General features: G+C 54.8%; 14 protein-coding genes and 3 pseudogenes. 2 read left to right on the top strand and 15 right to left on the bottom strand.

What is annotated here, in order from left to right; all coding sequences use genetic code 11:
* Window positions 1-328: 328 nt before the first annotated feature.
* Window positions 329-895, bottom strand: coding sequence for a YbhB/YbcL family Raf kinase inhibitor-like protein (locus ACQKQA_RS01285; protein ID WP_427552656.1), 567 nt, complete (start codon window positions 893-895; stop codon window positions 329-331).
* A 553-nt stretch (window positions 896-1,448) separates the two neighbouring features.
* Here ACQKQA_RS01285 and ACQKQA_RS01280 point away from each other — a divergent pair.
* Window positions 1,449-1,721 carry a hypothetical protein gene (locus ACQKQA_RS01280; protein WP_427552653.1) on the top strand — a complete coding sequence of 91 codons (273 nt, stop codon included), beginning with the start codon at window positions 1,449-1,451 and terminating at the stop codon, window positions 1,719-1,721.
* 394 nt (window positions 1,722-2,115) lie between these two features.
* Here the strand turns inward: ACQKQA_RS01280 and ACQKQA_RS01275 are convergent.
* The 5 genes and pseudogenes from ACQKQA_RS01275 to ACQKQA_RS01255 all read right to left on the bottom strand — a co-directional run.
* Window positions 2,116-2,160, bottom strand: a pseudogene (locus ACQKQA_RS01275) (hypothetical protein); the annotation flags it as partial.
* A 199-nt stretch (window positions 2,161-2,359) separates the two neighbouring features.
* Window positions 2,360-2,683: a hypothetical protein gene (locus ACQKQA_RS01270; protein WP_427552650.1), complete on the bottom strand. Its 324-nt coding sequence runs from the start codon at window positions 2,681-2,683 to the stop codon at window positions 2,360-2,362.
* A gap of 1 nt (window position 2,684) precedes the next feature.
* Window positions 2,685-2,993 carry a hypothetical protein gene (locus ACQKQA_RS01265; RefSeq protein ID WP_427552647.1) on the bottom strand — a complete coding sequence of 103 codons (309 nt, stop codon included), beginning with the start codon at window positions 2,991-2,993 and terminating at the stop codon, window positions 2,685-2,687.
* Between the two features lie 298 nt (window positions 2,994-3,291).
* The gene (locus tag ACQKQA_RS01260) at window positions 3,292-3,582 is read right to left on the bottom strand and encodes a hypothetical protein (RefSeq protein WP_427552644.1); all 291 of its coding nucleotides are present in this window, start codon (window positions 3,580-3,582) and stop codon (window positions 3,292-3,294) included.
* Between the two features lie 154 nt (window positions 3,583-3,736).
* Window positions 3,737-4,030 (bottom strand): hypothetical protein, encoded by a 294-nt coding sequence (locus tag ACQKQA_RS01255; protein ID WP_427552641.1) that lies wholly within the window; start codon window positions 4,028-4,030, stop codon window positions 3,737-3,739.
* Window positions 4,031-4,377: 347 nt separating this feature from the next.
* On the opposite strand from ACQKQA_RS01255, the pseudogene ACQKQA_RS01250 reads away from it, so the two are divergent.
* Window positions 4,378-4,578: pseudogene (locus tag ACQKQA_RS01250) on the top strand (integrase core domain-containing protein); the annotation flags it as partial.
* A gap of 75 nt (window positions 4,579-4,653) precedes the next feature.
* Here the strand turns inward: ACQKQA_RS01250 and ACQKQA_RS01245 are convergent.
* The 9 genes and pseudogenes from ACQKQA_RS01245 to ACQKQA_RS01205 form a co-directional block, all read right to left on the bottom strand.
* A complete protein-coding gene (locus ACQKQA_RS01245; RefSeq protein ID WP_427552638.1) occupies window positions 4,654-4,995 on the bottom strand; it encodes a hypothetical protein in 342 nt (113 codons plus the stop codon).
* Between the two features lie 120 nt (window positions 4,996-5,115).
* On the bottom strand, window positions 5,116-5,457 hold the full coding sequence (locus ACQKQA_RS01240; protein ID WP_427552636.1) for a hypothetical protein: 342 nt from the start codon (window positions 5,455-5,457) through the stop codon (window positions 5,116-5,118).
* A gap of 644 nt (window positions 5,458-6,101) precedes the next feature.
* Window positions 6,102-6,338: a hypothetical protein gene (locus tag ACQKQA_RS01235; protein WP_427552633.1), complete on the bottom strand. Its 237-nt coding sequence runs from the start codon at window positions 6,336-6,338 to the stop codon at window positions 6,102-6,104.
* A 4-nt stretch (window positions 6,339-6,342) separates the two neighbouring features.
* Window positions 6,343-6,955: pseudogene (locus ACQKQA_RS01230) on the bottom strand (LysR family transcriptional regulator); the annotation flags it as partial.
* A 110-nt stretch (window positions 6,956-7,065) separates the two neighbouring features.
* Window positions 7,066-7,419: a DUF3969 family protein gene (locus ACQKQA_RS01225; protein ID WP_427552631.1), complete on the bottom strand. Its 354-nt coding sequence runs from the start codon at window positions 7,417-7,419 to the stop codon at window positions 7,066-7,068.
* A gap of 11 nt (window positions 7,420-7,430) precedes the next feature.
* On the bottom strand, window positions 7,431-7,640 hold the full coding sequence (locus tag ACQKQA_RS01220) for a hypothetical protein (RefSeq protein WP_427552628.1): 210 nt from the start codon (window positions 7,638-7,640) through the stop codon (window positions 7,431-7,433).
* A 26-nt stretch (window positions 7,641-7,666) separates the two neighbouring features.
* Window positions 7,667-8,017, bottom strand: a complete 351-nt coding sequence (locus tag ACQKQA_RS01215; protein ID WP_427552626.1) for a hypothetical protein — start codon at window positions 8,015-8,017, stop codon at window positions 7,667-7,669.
* Window positions 8,018-8,176: 159 nt separating this feature from the next.
* On the bottom strand, window positions 8,177-8,479 hold the full coding sequence (locus ACQKQA_RS01210; RefSeq protein ID WP_427552623.1) for a hypothetical protein: 303 nt from the start codon (window positions 8,477-8,479) through the stop codon (window positions 8,177-8,179).
* Window positions 8,476-21,654, bottom strand: coding sequence for a hemagglutinin repeat-containing protein (locus ACQKQA_RS01205; protein WP_427552620.1), 13,179 nt, complete (start codon window positions 21,652-21,654; stop codon window positions 8,476-8,478). Before ACQKQA_RS01205 ends, ACQKQA_RS01210 begins: the two co-directional genes overlap by 4 nt.
* Between the last annotated feature and the right edge of the window lie 125 nt (window positions 21,655-21,779).

The following is a 21,779-nucleotide window of genomic DNA, read 5'->3' as shown; positions in this document are numbered from 1 at the left end:
CATCAAATCCTTTCAAAAGGGTTATTTATGGTTATTGGCAAACATTTCCCTACTGCTTGAAACCCAGCATCCTTAGTTCAACTACCTCCCACTTGCAGCTAACCATTCCCTTCAAGCCAGCAAACTTGTTTCACATCAACTCAGAAACATCCTTACTACCCACTAGGAAATATCTGCATTTCTCCCGGCCAAAAAAATCCCCCGGCATGGCCGAGGGATGTCTGCTTCTACTACCCAGTCGAAAACAACTTAGAATTTAATAACAAGCTCTCCAAAGCTTCGGAATATGGACATAGTAAAATCAGAAATATCAGAGCACAGTTAAGAACTACTTCCTCTCATACAGCGCTTCGATGGTGCTCGAAGCCAGAGCGTTGGCGCGCACCATGTACCCCGTCAGAGCACCGGAAGCCCCCTCTGGCAGCTCGAGCTTCTTCGACAAGGCAAAGACAGTGAACTGATAGCGGTGCACGCCATGGCCTTCGGGCGGGCAAGCCCCGCCAAAGCCGAAAGCACCGTAATCGTTCTTGATACTGGTGCTGCCGGCCGGGATCGAGTTCTTACCCGGCTCCCCGGCCCCAGCGGCCAAGGTGGTTACAGTCTTGGGAATATTGACCAGTTGCCAATGCCACCAACCACTTCCGGTAGGCGCATCGGGATCATAGGCAAATACCGCAAAAGCCTCCGTCCCCGCCGGCGCCCCGCTCCAGGAAAGTTGCGGCGACTGGTTACCGCCACTGCAACCGAAACCCTGGAACTCCTGGGCACGACTCATGGACTTGCCCTGAGCGATATTCGCACTGGTTAAGGTGAAAGATTCCGCCAGAGCCGGGCCCGACAAAACAACGGAGACAGGTAAAGCCAGTTTCAGCAATAGAGTACGCACAGCATTCATCTCACTTTGACATTACAAGGTGAGGCGGATCTTAAGAACTTCATCCCGGCCGCGTTAGTCGAAAAACCATCAACTTTTATACAAAAACGGTCTTTTGCTCGATTCAAGCTCGACAACTGCGACTTGCTCAATGTCATGAACGGCACCTGTAGCCGCTGCCGCAGGCTGCGATCGGCCGGAACGGCCGCGACGTCGTCATGCCCACCTGATAAGAACGAGCTCAAGCAGATCTGCCTGCTGCATCAATAATCAGAAAGGCCTTACAACCAGCGGTGAACTCCCCTTATTCCCGCCCACCCCAGCACGGCTTACAGTCGGCCAGTCGCCCAAATGGCGACCGGGTTTGGCGACCTGACACCAGAACTGATGCAAAACCTCCTGCTTGCAGGTACTTTTGCATCCGCACGACCGCTCTATGACGGCTGTGCGTGGGAGATCTTCGGATCTGCCGGCTTTACCTCTGGTGTCGGTTCGCCAACCTGCGTACAGCTGTCACCCTTTTCGTTTGGCGACGATCGGGTGACAGCTCAGGCAATCAACCAGAGGTGAACGTATGAACCGTTACATGCCGATTACTGGCAACGACTGCAACATTCCTTCCTTATGTATTGATACCCAAGCCCCCATCGACGTGCTGCACGATGCAGCGGCCTATCGCATACGCGCGGTCACCCAATTGCTGGAAAGCTTTTCGGTAGCGGATGCGCCTCAGTATGAACCTGTTCTTCTCCAGGAACTGACTTTAGTTTGCAGCATCATGCTGCGCGATGGGTGTGATTTGCTGAATGTGGCGGGACGGAAGTTGCAAGAAAGGATTTTGATTTAAATAGTGATGGGCGGTGTTGAGCCGCCCATTATAAAAATTGCATCCATCATAGACTTTATCTTTTACCTGGAATAAATATCTCCGCCTCAGAGATAAACCCATCCACTTTGCACACTTCAGAAGGACCGTTAGAGAACCATCAAAAACCTGAAAATAGACACTCTCAATCTCATCACAACCATCAAAAACAATCGACATTTTTATGCGATCACCAGCGTACCTTTTAATTCCAGAATACTCCTCTACAAATTCAAGATTCAAAACCTCAATCAAGTACTCTCCCAGTTGTTTAGAAAGTCGCTTAGAGCTTTTAAATTCCCAGCCATCCTTACCTAAAATCTTACTTCCCCCAATAGGAACTATGAAAGCTGCTTGATATCTTTCCTTCATTGCATCACTCCCAAACCTCTACTGGAATCTTGTCTAAGCCTGCTTTTTTTGCCGCCTCAGTCCTATGGTGCCCGTCCTAGATTTCAAGTCATCCTGTCTTAGGATTTCTCCACGCATCAACAGGCATGCTTGGATCAAATCCGTTTTTTCCATATTTTTTGCGAGACGCTTAATCTGTGACCCAGACACTTCCTACTTAATTTGAGTAGGCATAAGGTTTCTAGGAGCTTCATGTATAAGCTTAGAACCTAGATTATCTGCGCCTTTTGCACAAAATATTCGCGCCTAATATAAATTGGAATCACGTTATCACCAGAAAAATCTATCCTGTCTTCGCCAACCTCAACACTATATTTTACTGACAATGCTTCAATCCTCATTACAAGCGATTCAAACTCCGTGATTACATCATCCATCTCATCAGCATCCTCAATTAAATCTTTCACCAAGAAAAACCTGACATCTAGCCCTTGGGAGAACTCAATCAGCACAGCTCTAAAATTAGAAGAAATTGCTCCTAACAAAGCCTGCATCAATGCAACAATTATTTGATTCCTAATACTTATATTCATATCACCCCACCAATTTAGGATTTGGGCTGGCAGGAACAATGCTTGGGCTTTTCGCTCCTTTAATTACAAAAACCTTTGTTGGCTGACTATTTATCCCAGCGCCAATATTTACATTTATTCCGGTAACTCCATCAACTCGAACTACAGGGAAACCCTGAGCATTTTTACCTAAAATAACCGCATTACCAGAGCGGTAAGCATCCAGAATTTTCTGCGCATCAGCGGCATTGCTCAAATCCCCCCCTTTACCTCGTTCAGCCAGTTGAGGTGTTCCTTCTAGATATCTTAACTTCTGGCCACTGATTTCCACGACTTCCTCTGGAAAATCTATAGGTGTAAAAGCTCCTTTTGCACCAACCTAACTGAGAACAGGTCACTATTCTGGAGTATATGAAACCGGGGCAGAATCAAAACCGCTCCAAAATACCCATAACCTTTTACAACGAGAACACTTAAGGACACTATTCATTTTTCGATAAATCGCCTCCGAATCAACCGCACCTTGAAACTTGTCAAATTCCTCATCTGAAATCATTAGCCACTCTATTGGATTCGGTATCTCACCAAAATTTAATTTATTACCACACTTACAGAGCATTGATGGCATTTCACTTACCTATAATCACGATATCATTAATATTTTTTGCACCTGAACCGTTAACCCTACGCAAGACATCCCCCAATTGCTCTCTGGTAACGGAGCTTTTAGATAAATCTAGAACAACCCCCTCAGCTTGCGTATTTTTCTTTGCTATCGCAGAAATTATCCGGCCTGCATTACTGGTGGTAGGGGTATATACATCATAGCGAACACCGTCAACTAGAAGATCGGAAGCTCCCCCTTCTGCTCTTGTACCAACAGGGCTGCGCAGCTCAACTTTTCTACCTTGAGCAGCCATATAATTATCGCATCAAAAGAACCTTACCTAGATCCCTTAGCATTTCTTTTTACCATTTAAAATCTACTCATATCACTCAACATCATAGTATTTGTACAAATCAGCATCAGGCCAAAACTCATCATATGCAGTAAGTACTCCTCGCAGGGCTTCACTACGAGTGATCTTGCGAAGGATTCATCGTTAAAACCACGAAATCTTTAATTTCAGACCACTGAAGCTCTCGCATACAAAATGCCACAACCTCAAATGGAGAGTTATTAGACATTAATATATTTTCAAATCTACATATAAAATCTTCTTTACAGCCCAAGTTCTCTTTGACAAATTTTAAAATCCTCAACAAAGACATCTCATAGGAAATATCTAGTTCTTCGCCAAAAGCAGCCGTAGCCTCATCACAAAGCGTGTCAAACTTCTCAATTACATCACTCATTTCGGCACCCATGCACCTGCTCTAGGATTGCTAGGATTTGGCTCCCATACTTTCTCTACGTACTGCCCTGATACGTCAAGGCCTTTTTGAGAGAATGCTTTCTCTGCTGCGGCCTGCGCGGCATCACCTGATGGGTTCATAATGCCCAGATGTATTGTCAACATATTTAACTTTCCCGTTCAAAATTTTCACCTCCCCCGCAGCGATGACCGGTTTACCATTCGCAAGCTCGATATGACCACCACCAGTATCATTAACAAAAAGAACAAAAAGGGGACAGATTTACTTCCGACGACCAAAGTCGTTTATCAATAAATAAATCTGCCAATTTTTGTCCAGAAAATAAATCTGTCCCCTTTTCGGATGGCTACGACTGCTACCAAAATGCGTTGGCTGAGCGTGTGAACGGGATTTTCAAAACCGAGTTATTGCTGCATCGCCCCAAAGACATTGCAGAGGCCATCCGGATGGTGGACGAATCGGTGCAGATCTATAACAACGAGCGGCCTCATCTATCGCTGAAATACAAAACGCCCGATGCGGTACACCGGGCGTTTTGAGGTTGAAATAGGTGTAAACCTATTTCAGGACTAGACAAACATCAACAGCTACCCCTGCAACGAGTCGCCCCAAAATCAGGTTTCGACTAGATGACCAATAATTGTGAAGTTTAATCTGAGCTTAAACTTTCCAGGAACATCAAGATCTGTCGCCTGATAACTATGCTCAACATCCAACTTCCACACCACACCGTTGGCAGCCCGGACACGCAAAGAAATTGGAAATACTGCAAAAAGCTGTGTCACCCTACCACTTTCACTCTGACAATCCGTTTTCACCTTCGTCTCAAAATGTGGCTTTGCCTTACAGCTCACAGATAATAGTTGCGAACTATCATCCTGTGCGTACAGCTCTGTTTCGATATCATGGACAACAAACTGGCGAAAATCTCGGCCTCTCCTCATCCACTCAAGCATGTGGACGCTATCATCCGCAGCCTCGAATCCGAATACTTCAATCTGCTCCGGGACGTGCAGAGACGCAATGCCCCCCTGCTGCTTTCTATATTTTCCATTCGCTCACTCTACGATTTCTTTCTAAATAACCCGAGGTACGCCTGAAACCCTATCGCTAGGACACTCGCCACGGAGAATAAGATCAAAGGTTAGCTCCAACTGCTCCGCCATTTTAACGAGTGCAGCCTGTTGATCTTTAGCGAATGGCGCCTCTGCACGTAATATCCTTGCCGCCGTATACAGTTCATTAAGCAATGATTTTGAGATCAACTCCTTATCTTTGAGAAGTCGAGCCAACAGCTTCGACTGAGCATCGATCTCCTGAAATGCTTGGGAACTAATAGTTTTCGTCGTCTGAACTGCCAGCAAAAAATCGCCGATCTTCTGCCTAAAGCTCTTTTGCAGCAAATCTAAATCATTCATTTTGTTCCCGGAAATCTAATTATCGCATTCTGCGGAATTTCTTGAAAAATTGTCACTTCCTGAGCCCAGATTGATCGAAAGCAAGGAAGCCCTGCAACGCCATTCACTCCTGGAGCCGTTTGCCAAACCTCGGTCTGGAACGACCCGACCTTACTCAGATCGATACCAACTATGCCGTTCCCACTGTCATATCCCTTAGCAACCTCTCCCAACGAATTATCCTTGAAAGGAAGTTTCGTTGCGTCCGCTCGAGTACCTGACTGAATATCTGGACGAATATCAACGTTAATTGCGCCAGGGGTTTGTGCATTTTGCCCACCAAAATTCAACTGTAGGTTTCCCACCAGAAACAGCTACTCCCCCTGAGCCTTTTGCACCAACCTGTCAGCAGCCCCTATCAGCAACCGTCACTCTTCGTCCCAGAAGTTACCTGGCGGCGCATACTCACCACCTCTCAAGACAACACACCATCCAAAGTTTGCATAAAACATTTCCAGAGCAACAATCTCATAAACTCCAGCCTCAATCCTCCTCAGGGTAATACTGAGTTCACCTCCGGCAGACCTTTCAGGCCCAAGCGCGCATAGCACAAAAACGGGGCAGATATAGCCAAATAAATCCGCTCCCTTTTCTTCACTATTTTATTAAGAAGCCCACTGAGTTTTCTCAGGAAACTCTCCACTTATGAAAAGACGAGCCAGCTTCATACCAACTCTTTGCGACCACTTACCATTCACATCTAGAGGACACTCCTTCAAAACACAAATAGTTTCATTAACTTTATCCAGCCGTATCAAACCCACTTCCAGCCCCCGCCCAAATGTATATTCAACGTACTCTTCAGTTTCTACAAACTTATCCATCTCTATGTAAAATGCCATATCTACTCCCCTTTTTTACACGATCGGGTATCGCCACATGCCGGCAAGCCTCATAGGCCGCCAGGCTCAGCCCGGGCTCGAACGCCGGGTGGCCGAGCCGGCCGATCACCACCAGCTGTTCCTTGAGCAATGGCTGATAGCACAGGTCCGGGTTGTCGAAGTACAGGTAGTCCACCGCCAGGTCGAGCATCCAGGCACTTAGCCAAGCGGCGATGGAATCGGCGCTGTCGCTGCGCACCGCCAGGCGCACTCGGGGCGCCACCTCCTGCAAGCGCCGGGACAGCGCCGGCAGCAGGCGCGCCTGGGCATAGTCGTTCATCGACAGGGTGAGCAGCGAGTCGGCCGCCGCCGGATCGAACTCCGCCGAGGGGTCCAGGCCCTGCTGCAACAAGTGCAGGGCCTGGCGCACCGCCACGTGCAGGCTCTGGACCCTGGAGGTGGGCTGCATGCCACGAGCCCGGCTCGTCGAGGTGTCGGCGCAGGCGCGCCAAGGCATTGCTCACCGCCGGCTGGCTGAGGTTCAGGCGTACCGCCGCCCGGGACAGGTTCTGCTCCTGCATCAGGGCGTCGAACACCCGCAGCTGGTTGAGGTCCAGGCGCTGCACATTGAGTTTCATGAATAATGCCCACCGAGGTTATCCAGGGGCTGGATAATTCGCGGCGGGGGCCCCGGCTGTCAATAACGGCAACCGGGGGGATGGGTTACGGGAGTACAGCAGGCCGAGGGTTAACGGATGACATACAAGTCTTCCCACTTGGCCTTTTCATCGGCCCTCTGGGCATAGTCGGGATCGCGCTGCAGGATCGCGGCAAAGCGCTCGATCAGTTGCTGCACATTGGCATCCAGGCGGTCCGGCCTCAGGCTCTGCACGTCTTCCAATTCGCACCCTTCCAGAATCAGGCTGCACAGTTCAGGCGCCAGCCCCTTGAGCCGCAAAATGCTTTCGGTACACGGAGTGAACAGGACCCTCTCGGCCTCCTCAAGGGTGATGGAGTCGCTGCGCAACGACGTCAACAAGCCAATCGCCAGCGTACTAACCAGCCGGGTGGCCTGCTCCGTGCCAAGGGCCTCGACAATCAACGATATTTCCTTCACTGGGTATTACTCCAACCGTTCTTGGTCTTCACGTTGAAGACCTTGCCACTTTCACTCTGGAAATAGTGCACCGACACACGTGCACCGGTGTTATCGAAACCATCCTTGTACACCTTGCTCCACTTGCCGGGCTCCACTTTGCGCAAGTCCGCCAGCGCGTCCCCGTTCACTATCGTGTGCCACCTAAAATAGTAGCCATCCACCATAACTGGCTACCTGCTTTTCACCTTATTTACAATATCCCTCTGTATCGAGGATCTTCCTTCATGATCCGTAGAACCTCAGACCAGTTCCATAAAATCCCAGGAATATGATTTTCTGGAACTATCCTCCCCCTTTCCGAAAGAGGGAACTCTTCCATCGCCTTTTTGCAGTAACAATAAAACAGATTAAAGCAGCCTTCATCTATAGCATCCAAAACAATAAAGCTCTGCCCCTGTTCATCAAGAGCCGAGTATATTTCGCTCAGACAGCACTGCTCATCAGGTTTAAACAAACGCCTTGTTGGCTCAACAATACAGTCAAATACCCCACCAGAGGTGGACCACCCTGTACCAGCGCCAATGGAAATATACATACCCATGGATCATCTCAGAATCTGTCCTGGCTCTGTCGGCGGGCCACTTTCGCCCCTCAAAAAATGTTGTAAGCCAAGATCTTGGACAACGTTCAACTCAAGGGATCCAACGCTCCGCCCCCAAGTATGAACATCCACATTTTTGCCGAAAGCAGGATCCATCAATCAATAGTTAAACTTAATTCTTACTTGCTCACCTTCACGATAAGACATAACAAAAGACCTCCATGGCTCGCCGCGCCGCACTGCATTTTCCTTTAACTCTTCTGCTAGAAAGTACACATCTGAGATATTGAAACTTATTTCTGCATCTGTCACTTCAACCCCGTCTTTCTCGACCGTTAGCTCAGCCTCCATATAACTCTCACCGACCTCAACCTCATATCGAAAGGCATCGTAGCCTTGGACGATCCCCTCTTCTACCATCTGAAAAATCTTATTGAAAATCTCTATATCTTCTGTGATCACTCTATTACCTCCGGCACTTCTCGGGCTTCGTTTTTAAAAACCACGGATTTAGTTTTTCCATCAATCGTATAAAACACTTGTAGCGAGTCAGGCCGCGCAGCCCCCGGATCCTCACGGTTAAATATTATTGTCGTCTGCCCCACTGTTTTAGAAGGATCATTGAGCGCTTCCTTTATTTTGTTTTCATAGAACACTTTGTAGGCCGAGTTATTAAAGTTTCTGTCCTGAGGGAACAGATTATAGCCATCGCATGTACCGCCCTGGCTACACGCTTGAGCATGCCCGCCTACATCGGTATCCCTGCCTTCCTTGCCAGCAGCTGTCTGTCTCGAATCCCGAGGAATCTTTTCCTTCCTCGGCGTAAAGGTCAACTCCTCTACCATTCCTTTGCTGTTGGTAGTAAAAGAACTACCGTTATCAAGCTCGTAGCGGGTGTTGGGGCTCCTCGCGCTCGGGTTGTTGAGAAGTTCGTATTCATGGGAGCCTTTGACGGAATTGGCAGTCTGGATTTTGACCACTGCTGCGACGTGAGGCTTGTCTCCATCGCCATGCACCGGCCAGACAGGTGGCTTGTCCTTCGGCCCATCCACCCATCCCTTGCCCGACGTCTCCCCGAACTCGTTTGCCCAATCAGGATGCTTCGGATCAATCGTCACCGGATCGATAACTTTCCCGCCGGTAGAACCCTTGCTACCCACGACGCTGAAGACTTTACCGGTCCCGGCACCGGCCATATTGCTTGCCGTGCCCAACGCGATGTTCAGCAGAGTCGAGGCACCACGAACATAGATGTCGCCCTTTTGATCATTCGAGCCGAGCTCAAACATTGTCTTGAAGGCGTTATCGCTGGCCTCCAGATGATCCCTGGCCTCACCACTGAGCTCACTAGCTATGGTTTTGGCCAGTGTGTCTTTGGCCGCCTCTATCTTGTCGCCGAACAACTTGTCGATCAGGATATTGCCTGCGAGACCGAGGGCTGCTTTTGCCGGTCCCATGGCAGCCTGGATACCTAACCCCAGCAGCTGGACTTGCTCCTTAGGCAGTGTGTCCATGTAGTCTTGCAGCCTTGCAGACTCAGACAGCAGCTTGCCACCTGCGGTATCCGGACTCAGATTCTTCAGCCAAGTGACAAGGTTTTTTTTGTCGGTATCACGGTAGTGGTTAGGAACCGAGCCTTCCGGTTTACCGCCATCCGAATCACACCCTCCTGAAACGTTGCAGGTTTGTTGCTCTTCGGAAAATGCGGCAAACACCTGTGCATACTTCCGGATGACCACTATGTCTTCCGGTTTCAGATTATTGACATCCCCTGGATCCTTACCATTTCGCACCAGGTTCTTAGCAATGTTCAGGGCCAGGTCGTCACCCAACTCTGCACGCGCCGAGGCAGGCACTTCATCCAGCGTTACTCGCTGTGCCTGAATACTGTTCCATGCTTGATCCACAGCTTTGACCGGACCAGAAACCAAGGTCAGTGCAGACTCATAGGCACTTTGTGTATTGCTTGCATAGTTTTCTATGCTGGTCTTCCAGGAGTGAAGCGTCCCGGAAGGATCGGTTACGGCATCGAGCGAGGACTTGGTCAGGTACAGATCCGTACGAGACTCCTTGTCCTTGGTGATTTCATATGCCTTGTCGACATCGCGGTTCAGCCCGACAGTCGAATCCTTGCCGGTCTCGGCATCCTGGCGCACCACAACTTCGCCAGCCCCGATGGTTCCCCGTACGATCTGCTCGCGCTCCTTGTCGTGCTTCCAGCCGTTGACGCTCCAGCCGGCCTCACCCTCCTTGCCTTTGCCCACCTGACTGTCATCCTGGGCACCACTGCCTTTGCCGGCCGTGTAACTGCCACCGACATTCAGGTAATAACCGTGTTCTTTGTCTTCGCCGGCAATGTCACTGAAACCCAGCGTACCGGTGTCTAGTTTCAGTTTCCCGTTGTCAGCAGCAATCAGCGCCCCGTCCAGCTGGGTGTGATTTTCGGTACGAATATCAACCTTGCTTTTGCCAGTGATGCTGGTTTGCTGTTCGATCCAGTTTGTCTTACCTGTGGTCTGGCCATAGCCAACCGAACCGCTGACGCCGACAAAAGTGGCGGTGGCACTGATGTCAAACTCTTTGCCCTTCACCTTACCGGTGTCGGCCACAGACGAGACATTCAGATCGCCACCCACGCGGCCATTCACCTCATCGCCGCGCAAGGTAGCACCCGCGATATTGGTGTCCTTGCCGCTGGTGAAACCCAGTCGATCCCCGGCATAGAGGTAAGCCTCTTGCTGACGCTCGCCCTCTCGCTCCAGATTGCCCTTACCCATGTTGACACTGGCATAAATGCCAATGCCCTCAGAGCCAAAGACCAGGCCAGCCTCGCCACCACCGTTGTGCCGATTGCTCTCGCTGCGGCTGTCGTTCTGTGCGGAGCGGATGTTCAGGTCATTGAAAGCGTTGAGTTCGATATCCCTACGGGCCATGACCTGAGTCCCCACCAGACTCAGATCGTGGCTGGCTTGCAGATTGACGTCCCTACCTGCTCCGAGCTGAGTGGGCGTTGAAGTACCACGTGCACCGTCTTCGGTTGCTACGCCGTAGCTGCCGCCAATACCGATCTTGAAGCCACCACTAGTGCCGCCATGGATACCCCCCCAACTCTCACGCTGTGTACTTTCCTGACTGACCTTACCCTTGGCGACATCGAACGAGACATCGCGCCCCACCACATTGATGTCGCGTCCGGCTTGTAATTTCGAGCCCTTGACCGTTACATCATTCTGGGCATTGAGGTTCAGATCGTGGCCCGCATTCAGGGTCGACGATCTGTTGCTCTGCTCAACGGTCTCTTGATTGCTGGTCTGTTTGCTGTTACCAAACTTGACATCCGCAGTCGGCCCTGCGAAGAACTGGCCGACGGCATCCACCCCTTTAAGGGTACTGGAGCCTTTGCTGACACTGTCCTCGCCTTTCCCCGCACCGTTGACCGCGTTTTTAGTCTGGCCGTAGTTATGGTTGAGGCTCACACCCAGACCGTTGCGGCTGGTCTCGCGCTGCTGTTCTACCAGCAAGGTCTCACGGGCCGCATCGATGTTGATATTGCGCCCAGCAGTCAGGTCAATATCGTTGCTCGCCTGCAGATCCGAACCGGTCTGATTGATGTCACGCTTGGCGTTGACAGACAGATCCTGGCCCGCACGAATCTGGCTGGCGGCCCCGGTCTGCTGTTCAAGTCGATTTTTTTCCTTGAGGCTATCGGCACCGGCAAAGAAGCTCACGCCATTGGCATCGCTGGAAACGCCAATACCTGTCTGCTTGGACTTCGACCATGCCTGCTCGGCACTGTCGTTGGATGCAGCCACCACATTGACATCCCGGCCGGCGTTCAGGTTGACGTGACGTCCGGCGTCTACGCCGCTGCCCAGTACATTGATATCGCGCTCGGCGCTCAAGATCGTGTCACGCCCGGCACTTACCAGGCCGCCTACACTGGTACTGCTTTGACCTTGCCGTCCTGATTCCTTGGCCGACGCAATGGAAAGGAAACCACCCGAGACTGAGAGACCGGTTTTCTTTTTGTAGGCTTCACTATGGCTGTATGTCGTGTCACTGGCTGAAATCAGATTGATATCACCAGTGTCGCTCACCAGACCGGCGCGGAACTCGACATCGTTACCAGCCGAAGCAGTACTGGCCTGTAGAAGAAGGTCTTTACCTGAAGCGATGACTACATCGTTGCCCGCGTCCAATTGGCTGGAGACCTGGCTGGCGGTTGTCCTCAGCCCGCTGTTGCCACTCTTGGAAAGACCAAAGGAACCCGTCTTCGTTTTCTTGCTGTAGGCACCGTGCTCCTCGATACCCGAGAGCACCGAGATATCATTCAACGCGCCCAGGACAAGGTTGTTTCCGGCTTTCAACTGACTGCCGATTACAGTGAGATCACGACCACCGTCCAGAGAAACGCCTCCCTTGTCCGACTGGCTCGCGTTCACCGTCAGGTCATGTCCGGCCTCCACCACAGAGTCCACGTTGGTGCTGTCATAGCTTTCGCTCTGGGTGGTTTTGCTGCGCCCGAACGATCCCTTTTTCTTCTTGTAGTAATAGGAGGAACTTTCATCTTGGGCAGAGACGACGGCGATGTCTTGGACAGCCTTCAGGCTGACATCTTCTTCGCCCTTGATGCGGCTGGCGATGATGCCCAGATCATTACCCGCATTCAGGGAAATATCGCGACCGGCGTTCAGTACGGATGCTTGCTGGGTGGTGCTGTGGGTTTCATTTCGGTACTTCTTGCTGCGCGAGACGTAATCGCTCTCGTCGGCTGCAGAGGTGATGAGAATGTCCTTGCCGGAATCGACCTTGAGATCACGCTTGGCATCAAGTCGACTGGCAACGATGGTGACGTCACGATCAGCACTGATCGACAAATCCCGCCCGGACTTCACTTCAGCGCCTTGCTGAGTAATGGTCTGGTTGAGGAAATTGCTGCCACGGGAATCTGTGCGGCGATCCTGAACCGAGGTGATATTCACATCGCGATCAGCGATAAGGTCAAGATCTTGCCCGCTCTGTAATACGCCACCGATATTATTGATATCCCGCCCGGCATCGATCATCAGGTCATTGGCCGCCTCAATCCGCGCGGCACTGTTCAAAACGTCTCGATGAAGCAGAGTCCCGCCGTAGTTGGTATCAAAACCGTATACGTCTCGCTGGTTGATCACATCGCCTCTGGTGGCGGTCAAGCTGACATCGCGCCCGGAAATGATGCCGCCGGATTTGTTGATGATGTCGTTGCCGGCCTTGAGCGTGAGCCGCTCGCCGGCCTCGATCAAACCGCTGTTGGTGAGGTTGTTGCCGGCTTCGGCCCAAAGGTTGTTCGAGGCGCGCAGGGTGCCGGCGTTGTTCAGATCCGAGCCGGCAATCAGGGTCATGTCACTGCCCTGGATCAGCGCACCGTTCGGCGCCAGGCGATTATTGGCATGGGCCAGGTACAGCACGGGCACAAGAACCTTTTCACCATTCACTTCGTGCTCTTCGAGCCAGACGATGTCGTGGGTCAGCGCCGCCACTTGCTGGGAACTCAGGGTCACGCCCAGAGAAAGGTTGAGCTGTTGCTTACTGGTCACGGCGTTGTTCATCAAGTACTTGAACATCGCTTCGTCGGAGGTCTGACCATCGATGAAACGCTGGCCGGTCCTGGCAACCACGGCTTGCTGCACCAGACGCTGTTCGAACAGGCCATCGCCGAGACGTTTGGCGCTGGTATCAGGGTCGTAGCCCAATTTGTCCAGCAAATAGTCCGAGCTCATGAACTGCTTGAGGTCGGTCAGTGCCGGGTTGGTTTCGATCAGGTACTTGTGCGGATTCGAGCGTACGCTGGTGTCAGGCAGTCCTTGGACACGCGGCACATCGAATGTAGCGTTGCCGCGGTTGGGCAACAGCACGCCGACAGGCCCGTCGCCGGAGGCTGCGTTGACGTTGATCAGGGCGGTCTTGTCGTTGAGATTCAACGACGGGCGAGCGGCCAGGGCCAGGTCGCGTTTTTTTACTGAGACCGGGTCGTTCTGGTCGAACTGCAATTCGGTGGCTGGCCTGGCCGGCATGCCGTCGGAGCGCTGGGTGGTAGCCGCGGCAATAGAGCCAATGGTCCAGTCCTTGCCGGGAACGACCGTTTGCTCGCTACTGCCCTTCCCGCTGAGACGGAACAGGCCGTTATCTCCGGTCGGCAGGGTGAAGCCCGGCAGAGCCAGCGGGTTGACTTGCTGTTGGGCCAGATCCGGTGGCAATTGCGGGTTCAAGAAAACTACGGTCGGTTTGACGGAGCTCTTGACGCCGGTATCTATCCCCCCCTTGGTCGTGCCGTCGAAGTTGGTGTAAGAGTTGAGATTGCCGTTGTGGATCGTGGTTTTGGCATTGACTTCTACCGCCTGACCAGCCTGGACAACCGAAGAAACGCTGCCGCCGCCGTTGGTGAAGATGCGGTCATCTTTTTTCAGCTCGCCAGCCAGAATGGGGGCAGGCACAGCGATTTCTGGACCAATGCCAAACTTCGTGTTGATCTTGTTGAGCATCTGTTTGTTAAGCGCAGCGTACTGCCAATGAGTTCCGCCCTTATCCGCCTCATGCCAGGAGTCGATGTAGTCATATTGGTTTTTGGAGTTGTGGTCTGCATAACTTTGCAGGTCTGCACTGATCCAGCTTATTCGCTGGCCCGGCAATCCGCCGAGTTTGTAAATCCGCGAGCGGGTAAAGCTGCCCGACTGCAGACCAAAGTTGTCGAAAGTGTCGACGTCGAGCTTGATGTTCTGGCCCGCCGAGATCAGCGATGCGGTATTGGTGAAGGCCCCGACGTTGCCGGTCAGGTTACCCGCCACGGCGAGAGAGGCTTGAGGGCCGGAGATCGTCGATGTCGACTCAAAGCTTTCGTTGACATAAAACGTGGCAGAACCATCAAACGTAATGTCACCGGAGATGAACTTCTCCTCGCCAACTACGCCTTCGGTTTTATTGTTGAAGCTATTGGCCGACAGCGAAAAGTCACCATCGACATTGATCGATGCGGCCAAGTTGTTGACGGTATTGGCACGACCACCATCCCTTCCCGCGATCGTCAGATTGCCGATGCTGTAGACATCGCCAGTCTGGTTGGTGAAGTCATTGGCCAGCAGATTCATGTTGCCGCCGCTGAAGACCAGCCCACGGTTATTGACCAGGCTGGCCGTCTTGATTGTCAGCTCCTGCGCAGCCCCCAGCGTACCGGTGTTGCTCACGGTCCCGGCGTTGATCATCAAATCGCCGTTGGACGTCAGGCGCCCACCCACGTTGTTCAGCAGCCCGCCCACGTTGATGGTGCTTAGCCCGCCGCCACCGATACTGGAAGCGCTGGTCAAACCGAGTTGTGCAGTTGTCAGCGTCAGGTCACCCAGGCTGCTCACCCGACCATTACCGCCATAACCGCCGCCCAACTGGATATCCAACTCACCATCACTGGCAATCAACCCGTCGTTGTTCCAGTTCACCCCGCGTCCCATGAGCTTGTTCGAGGCCAGCAACTGGCCGCTGGCAGTCTGGTTGAAGTTGTTGACATTGACTGTCAACCGCCCCGCCTGAATCACGCTGCTGTTAGTCCAGCTATCGGCATTCAGCGTCAGCCCGCCACGCGTCACCAGCGTGCCACCGGCATTCATGACATTGGCCGTCGAGATATCGAACTCACCCACGCCCACATGAGTGACAGTACCGCCTGCGTTCAAGAAGCTCGGCGTCGCCAGCGTCAGATCAGTGTTGGCCGTTTCCACCAGGCCATTGCGGTTATCGAACAGGCTGCCGATCTGGAAATCGGTTTTGCCGCTGGTGCCCAGCGCCCGCAACTTGCCACTTTGGTTGTCAAGATTCGCAGCGCGTACGGCCAGGGTGTTGGCGCTTTCGATCAAGCCGCCGCGGTTGGTGAGGTTGCCGGTGAGGCCAAGGTCGATACCCTTACCGCTGACTTGCCCGGCGTCGTTGTTCATCGAGCCGGCAATAGCCTTTACCTGGCCTCTGGCATAGATCCCGCCGCTGCTGTTGTCGAGAACGTTACCGCCAGCGTTGAGCAGAATGCCGCCAGTGTTGGCGGCAATACGCCCACCGTCACTGTAGATGCCGCCCAAGGCTCGCAGGTCGAGGCGGCTGCCTTCGAGCTTGCCGCCCTGGCCGTTGCGCAAGACGCCGGTCAGGCGGGTTTGCAGCAGCCCCTTGAGGCTGGACAGCACACCGCCCCGGCTGTCGAGGCTGGCGGCGGTGAGGTTCAGGTCGCCGGTCTGGGCGATGAGTTTGCCGCCCTGGTTGTCGATGGCGCCGGTGCCCACGTCGACGGTCAGCGCGTTATAGCTCTGCACCGCACCCTTGGCATTGTTCAGTTCGGCAGCCGTCAGTGTCACACCGGCATCCCGGCTGGAAATCAGGCCATCGGCATCGTTGCGAACAGTGCCGCCAGTAGTGAGATCCAGTTGGCCGTTGGCCGAGATCGTGCCGCGCTGGCTGTTGTTCAAGTCGCCGGAGGTCAGCAGGCTCAGCAGGGTCTCGCTGATCACCTGGCCGCCGCGGTTATCGATGCTGGCGGAGCCTTTGATCACCAGCGGCCCAGTGCTGCCGAGCGCGCCGTTGACGTTGCTCAGCGCGCCGAGCAAGTCAAGGGTGACGGCGTCCTTACCGACAAGGTTGCCGTTGGTGTTGTCCAGTTGCGAGCCCGTGAAGGTCAGGGCTTTATTGGCAGTAACGCGGCCAGATGTGTTGTTCAGGGTTGCGGCACGGATATCGAGGGTGTCGCTGCTTTCGATCAAACCACCCGAGGCGTTGGTGAGGGTGCCACCGGTGAAGGTCAGCTTCTGCTTGCCACCGCTGGTTACGGTACCGTTGCTGTTGTCCAGACCGGTCGCCGTGATGCTCACCGCGCCTTTGCCACCCAACCCACCTTTGCTGTGGTTGACCAAGGCACCACTGAGGTCGATGTCCAGATTGCCGAGCAAACTGGAAACCGTACCTTTCTGACTGTTATCGAGGGTGCCGCCGGTGACCGTCACACCGTTCCAGCCGGACACCAGGCCGCCCTGGTTCTTCATCTCGGCTGCCGTGAGGTTCAATCGATCGTTGCTGATCAGGTTGCCGCCACGGTTGTCCAGGCTGTTGCCGGTCAGGCTGAAGCTGTTGACACTGGAAATCTCCCCCTTCTGGTTATTGAGATCCCGCAGATGGGCGATGCTCAGCACGCCTTTGGTGTTGATCAAGCCATCCTGGTTATTCAGATCCGCCGGTGTCGCCCCCAGATCGATACTGATGCCAGAGCGGCCCAACAGCGTGCCGCCCTGGTTGTTCAGACCGTTGCTGGTGAGGGTCAGTTGTTGCGCGGCCTTGACGGTGCCTTTGTCCTTATTGCTCAACAAGCCGTCGACGGTCACCTCGAGATCGCTGTCACTGAGCAGCACACCCGCACCGCTGTTATCCAGACTCGCTGCACGAATCTGCAACGCAGCAGCGGCGATCTTGCCTTTGATCGAGGTCAGCGCCTTGTCGATTTTCAGCGTGAGCTTCTGATTGCTGAGCAGTTGGCCACCGTTGTTATCCAGCGACTTGGCGATCAGCTCGAAGGCCTGTTCGCTGGAAATCTCGCCATTGCGGTTGTTCACGTCGGCAAGATTTTTCAGCGACAACTGGCCCGGAGCATTGATGAAGCCGTCCTGGTTGTTCAGCGCGCCGCCGTTCAGGTCGACGCTCAGGTTGCCTTTGCTGAACAGCTTGCCGCCCTGCTGGTCGAGCCCCCGGATATTGGCCACCAGTGAATTGGCCGCGCCGAGGCTGCCGGCGGTATTGGTCACCTGACCGGCGCTGATTTCCAGCTGGTCGCCGGAGTAGATGCTGGCCTGGCTGTTGCTCAGCGTACCGGTGGTGATGCTCAGGTTGCCCTTGCTGCTGAGGATGCCTTTGTTCTGGTTGTCCAGCGCACTGCTGTTGAGCGTGAGCGTCGTGTCGGTCAGCAGTTTGCCGCCCTGGTTGCTGACGGCGCCGCGAGTGTCGACGCTGAGGGCCTTGGCGCTGGAGGCCGTGCCGCCGTTGTTGCTCAGGCTTTTAGCATTGATCGCCAGCGCACCTTCGCTGACGAGGCTGCCCTGATCGTTGTTCAGATCCGCAGAGAGGGTGATCGCGAGGTCACGCTGAGTGGTCAGGCGGCCGCTGTTTTCCAGGGTCTGTCCCGTCAGCGTCAGCCCCGTGTCGCCGGACAGCAGGCCTTTGTTGCGGTTGATGACCTGTCCCACGGTCAGCGCCAGGTTGCCGCCGGCCAGGACGTAACCGCTATCGCTGTTATCGAGCCAGGCGCCCGTCAGGGTCACGTCAGTCTTGCTCGACAGTTCGCCAGTGCGGTTATCGAGGCGGTCGACGGTCAGTTTCAGCGCTTTTGTCGCGCCTACCAGGCCTTCCTGACGGTTATCCAGATTTGCCGCCTGGATCGTCAGACCGTTGTCGGCGATAACCACGCCGCCCTGGTTGTCAAAAAACTCGACAACAGTGAGATCGACCTCCCCACGGCCACGAATTTCTCCGTGGGTGTTGTCCAGGCTGGCGCTGCGGCTGTCGAGGCCGGCGGACGCGATCAAGCCCTTGATGTTGCTCAGCGCGCGATCGACGACGAGGGTGAGCTTTTCATTGCTCAGCAGCTTGCCACCCTCGTTGTTCAGACTTTGCGCGTTCACGCTCCAGGCTTTGGCACCGGAGATTTCGCCGCCGCTGTTGTTCACTTCGTTGAGGTTTTTCAACAGCAACTGACCCGGCGTATGGATATTGCCGCGCTGGTTGTTCAACAGACCGTGATTGAGATCGAGGGTCAGGTCGCCGTTGCTGTACAGCTCGCCACCGTCCTGATCCAGCGACGCGACCGACACCTGAAGCTGTTGCTGGCTGCCGACTTTCCCACCGGAATTGTCAAGGTGTGCGGCCGTCAGCAGCAGCGTGCCGTCGGTGGCCAGGCTGCCGCCCTGACGGTTTTTGAACTCGCCGGTGGTCAAGGTCGAATCGGCCTTGGCGCTGATGATGCCTTGGTCGCTGTTGTCGAGACTGCCGCTGCTCAGCGTCAGGCCTTTTTGCGAGGCGACCAACCCGCCCTGGTTTTGCAACGCAGCCGTCGTAGTGAGTGCCATGGACTCGAGGCTGGACAGTTTGCCCAGTCGATTGTCCAGAGAGCCTGCTGTGAGCGTCAGGCTACCTTCACTGCTGATCAGGCCTTGCTGATTGTCCATCGCCTCATCGAAGGTCAGCACCAGGCTGTTCTGGCTGACGATCTTGCCTGCGACGTTATTGAGCCCGATGCCGTTGAGCGTGCTCTCGCCTTTGCTGAAGATCAGGCCTGCGGTCTGGTTGATGATCTGATCGACCTTCAGTGTCAGACTCGTATCGGACAGCACCTTGCCACCGTCGCGGTTGTCCAGGCGCTTGCCATTGATCTGCATGTCGGTCTGGCTGGACAACGAACCGCCGTGGTTGTCGACCTGCTCAACGTTGACCGTCAGCGACTTGAGGGACGCGACAAGGCTGTCCTTCTGATTGGCCAGGGTTTTGCCGACGAGTTTCAGATTGCCTTCGGCAACCAGTTCACCGCCCCGCTGGCTGAGAGAGTCGATGTTCGCCTCGACATTGCCCTTGCCGGAGATCCGGCCGGCGTCGTTGACAACCTCCTTGGCCTTGAGGCTGATCACACCATTGGCCGTCAGCAGACCACCGTTGCGGTTGTCCAGTTTGTTGCCATCGAAGGTCAGTGCGGCCTTGCTTTCGAGGCGTCCCTTATCGCGGTTGTCCAGTTCGGTGACCAACAACTTCGCCGCCTGATCCGCGCGAATCACCCCGCCACGGTTGTCGGTGTTGCTACTGCTGACAGTCAGGGTATTGAGGCTGGACATCTTGCCGGCGCGGTTATCCAGGCGAGTGGCCTGCACATCCAGCGCACCGTTGGCCTGGATCAGGCCTTTCTGGTTATTGAGCTGAGTGCCGATCCGGGTGGTCAGTTGACCTTCACTGGTCAACTCACCTTGTTGGCTGTTGTCGAGACTTTGTGCCCGGACAGTCAGAGCACTTTTCCCGCTGAGGGTGCCGCCGACATTGTCGATCGCGCCACTGGCAGTGATATCCAGCAAACGTCCGGCCATCACCAGGCCCGCGACGTTGTCCAGCGACGCCATGTTCAGGGTCGCGTCAGCCAGGCTGGTCAACTCGCCATCGCTGTTGTTCAACCGCCCGATGGTGCCCGTCAGCTTGCCCGTGCTATTGATCACCCCATTGCTGTTAAGCACCTGACCCGCCGTGACATTCAGCGCGCCGCTGCTCAGCACCCGCCCCTTGTTCTGGTTGTCCAAAGTCGCCGCACTGATGCTGGAGGCTTGCCCCGCACTCAAGGTGCCGCCCTGGTTGTTCAGGCTCTGCGCCGCGTTGACCGTCAGGTTGCGGCTGGCAATCACGCTCTTGCCGCGGTTATCGAGGCTCTGCGCATTCAGGCTGACATCGCCATTGGCATTGCGGCTGTTGTCGGCGTTGACCCCGGCTTCGATGATGGCGTTGTTGCTCAGCTGGCCGCCGGCGCTGAGGCTGATGCTGTCGCGGGCGGCGAGGTTTTGCCGGTTGTTCAGGTCGCCCTGGGTCTGCACGTTCAGGGCAGTGCCGGCGTAGACCGGCCCCTGGGCGTCGAGGCTGGCGGCCTTGACCCTGACCGCGCCATTGGCCGCCGACGCATCGACCATGCGCAGCTGGCCGTTGGCGTCGAGCTGGATATCGCCGCCGCTGGCGATCAGCTTGCCGTCGAGCTTGACCCCGACCCCGGCTTCGGTGCCCACCAGCCTGATCGCCCCGGCGTACATGCCGCCCAGGGACGAGGAATCGATGGCCAGTTCCGGCTTGGCGCTGCCGTCGGCGGCGCGGGCGGTGGCGTTCAGGGTGCGGGCGTCGACGTCGTTGCGCCCGGTGACGATGCTCAGGTTGTTCGCCTGGATCTCGGCGTTGATCCTGGCGCTGCGGGTGATGATTTCGAAGCGGTCGACGTTGCTGGCGTTGAGCTGCGGACCGTCGATGGTCACCTGTCCTTGGTCGACCTGGTAGCGCGTGAGCTGGCCGTTCTCGATCACCGGTTTGCCGGTGGTCAGAGTCGCCTGCGGGGTGTTGATGAAGCCGCAGCCGTTGCAGCTGATGCCGTAGGGGTTGGCGACGATCACATGGGCCGACTGCCCCGCCACTTCGGTGTAGCCGCGCAGCTGGCTGGGGCTGCCGCCGTTGACTTCGTTAAGGATGGTTTGCGCGGCGACCCGGTTGGTCATGTTCGGGTTGCCGATGATGATCCCGCCCAGCTGGGTCGTCCCGGTCTGTGCCGCGACGTTGTTGAGGATCACCCCCTGGGTGCCGACGTTGTAGTCGTGGAACTGGTTGTGCGACAGGCCGCTGCCGTTGGGCGTGGCGATGTTGACGATGGGTACGCCATTGCCCGCCTGGCCCAGGCTGGTGCCCGGCGCGCTGACCACGATGCCCTCGGCCTGGGCCCACAGCGGTTGCCAGAACATGGCGTTGGCCAGGATCAGCGCCAGCCCGCGCTTGGGCATGCCGCAGAAGCGCTCGCGGTTTTTCAGGGCGGCAGAAGGCTGGCGAACCAGGAAGGCGAACTGGCGAACGTCCATGTCGAAGGTCTCGAAAAACGCAGGAATTAGAGAGAGAAATCCAGGCGGAAACAGATCGGCGCCTCGCGCTCGGTCAGGACATCAGGACGCTCCAGGGAGTGGGCCAAGGCCACGCTGGCGGGCAG

It is taken from the genome of Pseudomonas sp. NPDC089530 (genome assembly GCF_050280705.1).
Taxonomy (GTDB): domain Bacteria; phylum Pseudomonadota; class Gammaproteobacteria; order Pseudomonadales; family Pseudomonadaceae; genus Aquipseudomonas.
This window is presented reverse-complemented; position numbering and strand designations above follow the sequence as displayed.

Bases quoted from the DNA above. Each gene is read 5' to 3' on its own strand.
- ACQKQA_RS01285 (WP_427552656.1), bottom strand. From the start codon at position 895: ATGAATGCTGTGCGTACTCTATTGCTGAAACTGGCTTTACCTGTCTCC.
- ACQKQA_RS01280 (WP_427552653.1), top strand. From the start codon at position 1,449: ATGAACCGTTACATGCCGATTACTGGCAACGACTGCAACATTCCTTCC.
- ACQKQA_RS01270 (WP_427552650.1), bottom strand. From the start codon at position 2,683: ATGAATATAAGTATTAGGAATCAAATAATTGTTGCATTGATGCAGGCT.
- ACQKQA_RS01260 (WP_427552644.1), bottom strand. From the start codon at position 3,582: ATGGCTGCTCAAGGTAGAAAAGTTGAGCTGCGCAGCCCTGTTGGTACA.
- ACQKQA_RS01255 (WP_427552641.1), bottom strand. From the start codon at position 4,030: ATGGGTGCCGAAATGAGTGATGTAATTGAGAAGTTTGACACGCTTTGT.
- ACQKQA_RS01245 (WP_427552638.1), bottom strand. From the start codon at position 4,995: ATGCTTGAGTGGATGAGGAGAGGCCGAGATTTTCGCCAGTTTGTTGTC.
- ACQKQA_RS01240 (WP_427552636.1), bottom strand. From the start codon at position 5,457: ATGAATGATTTAGATTTGCTGCAAAAGAGCTTTAGGCAGAAGATCGGC.
- ACQKQA_RS01235 (WP_427552633.1), bottom strand. From the start codon at position 6,338: ATGGCATTTTACATAGAGATGGATAAGTTTGTAGAAACTGAAGAGTAC.
- ACQKQA_RS01220 (WP_427552628.1), bottom strand. From the start codon at position 7,640: ATGGTGGATGGCTACTATTTTAGGTGGCACACGATAGTGAACGGGGAC.
- ACQKQA_RS01215 (WP_427552626.1), bottom strand. From the start codon at position 8,017: ATGGGTATGTATATTTCCATTGGCGCTGGTACAGGGTGGTCCACCTCT.
- ACQKQA_RS01205 (WP_427552620.1), bottom strand. From the start codon at position 21,654: ATGGACGTTCGCCAGTTCGCCTTCCTGGTTCGCCAGCCTTCTGCCGCC.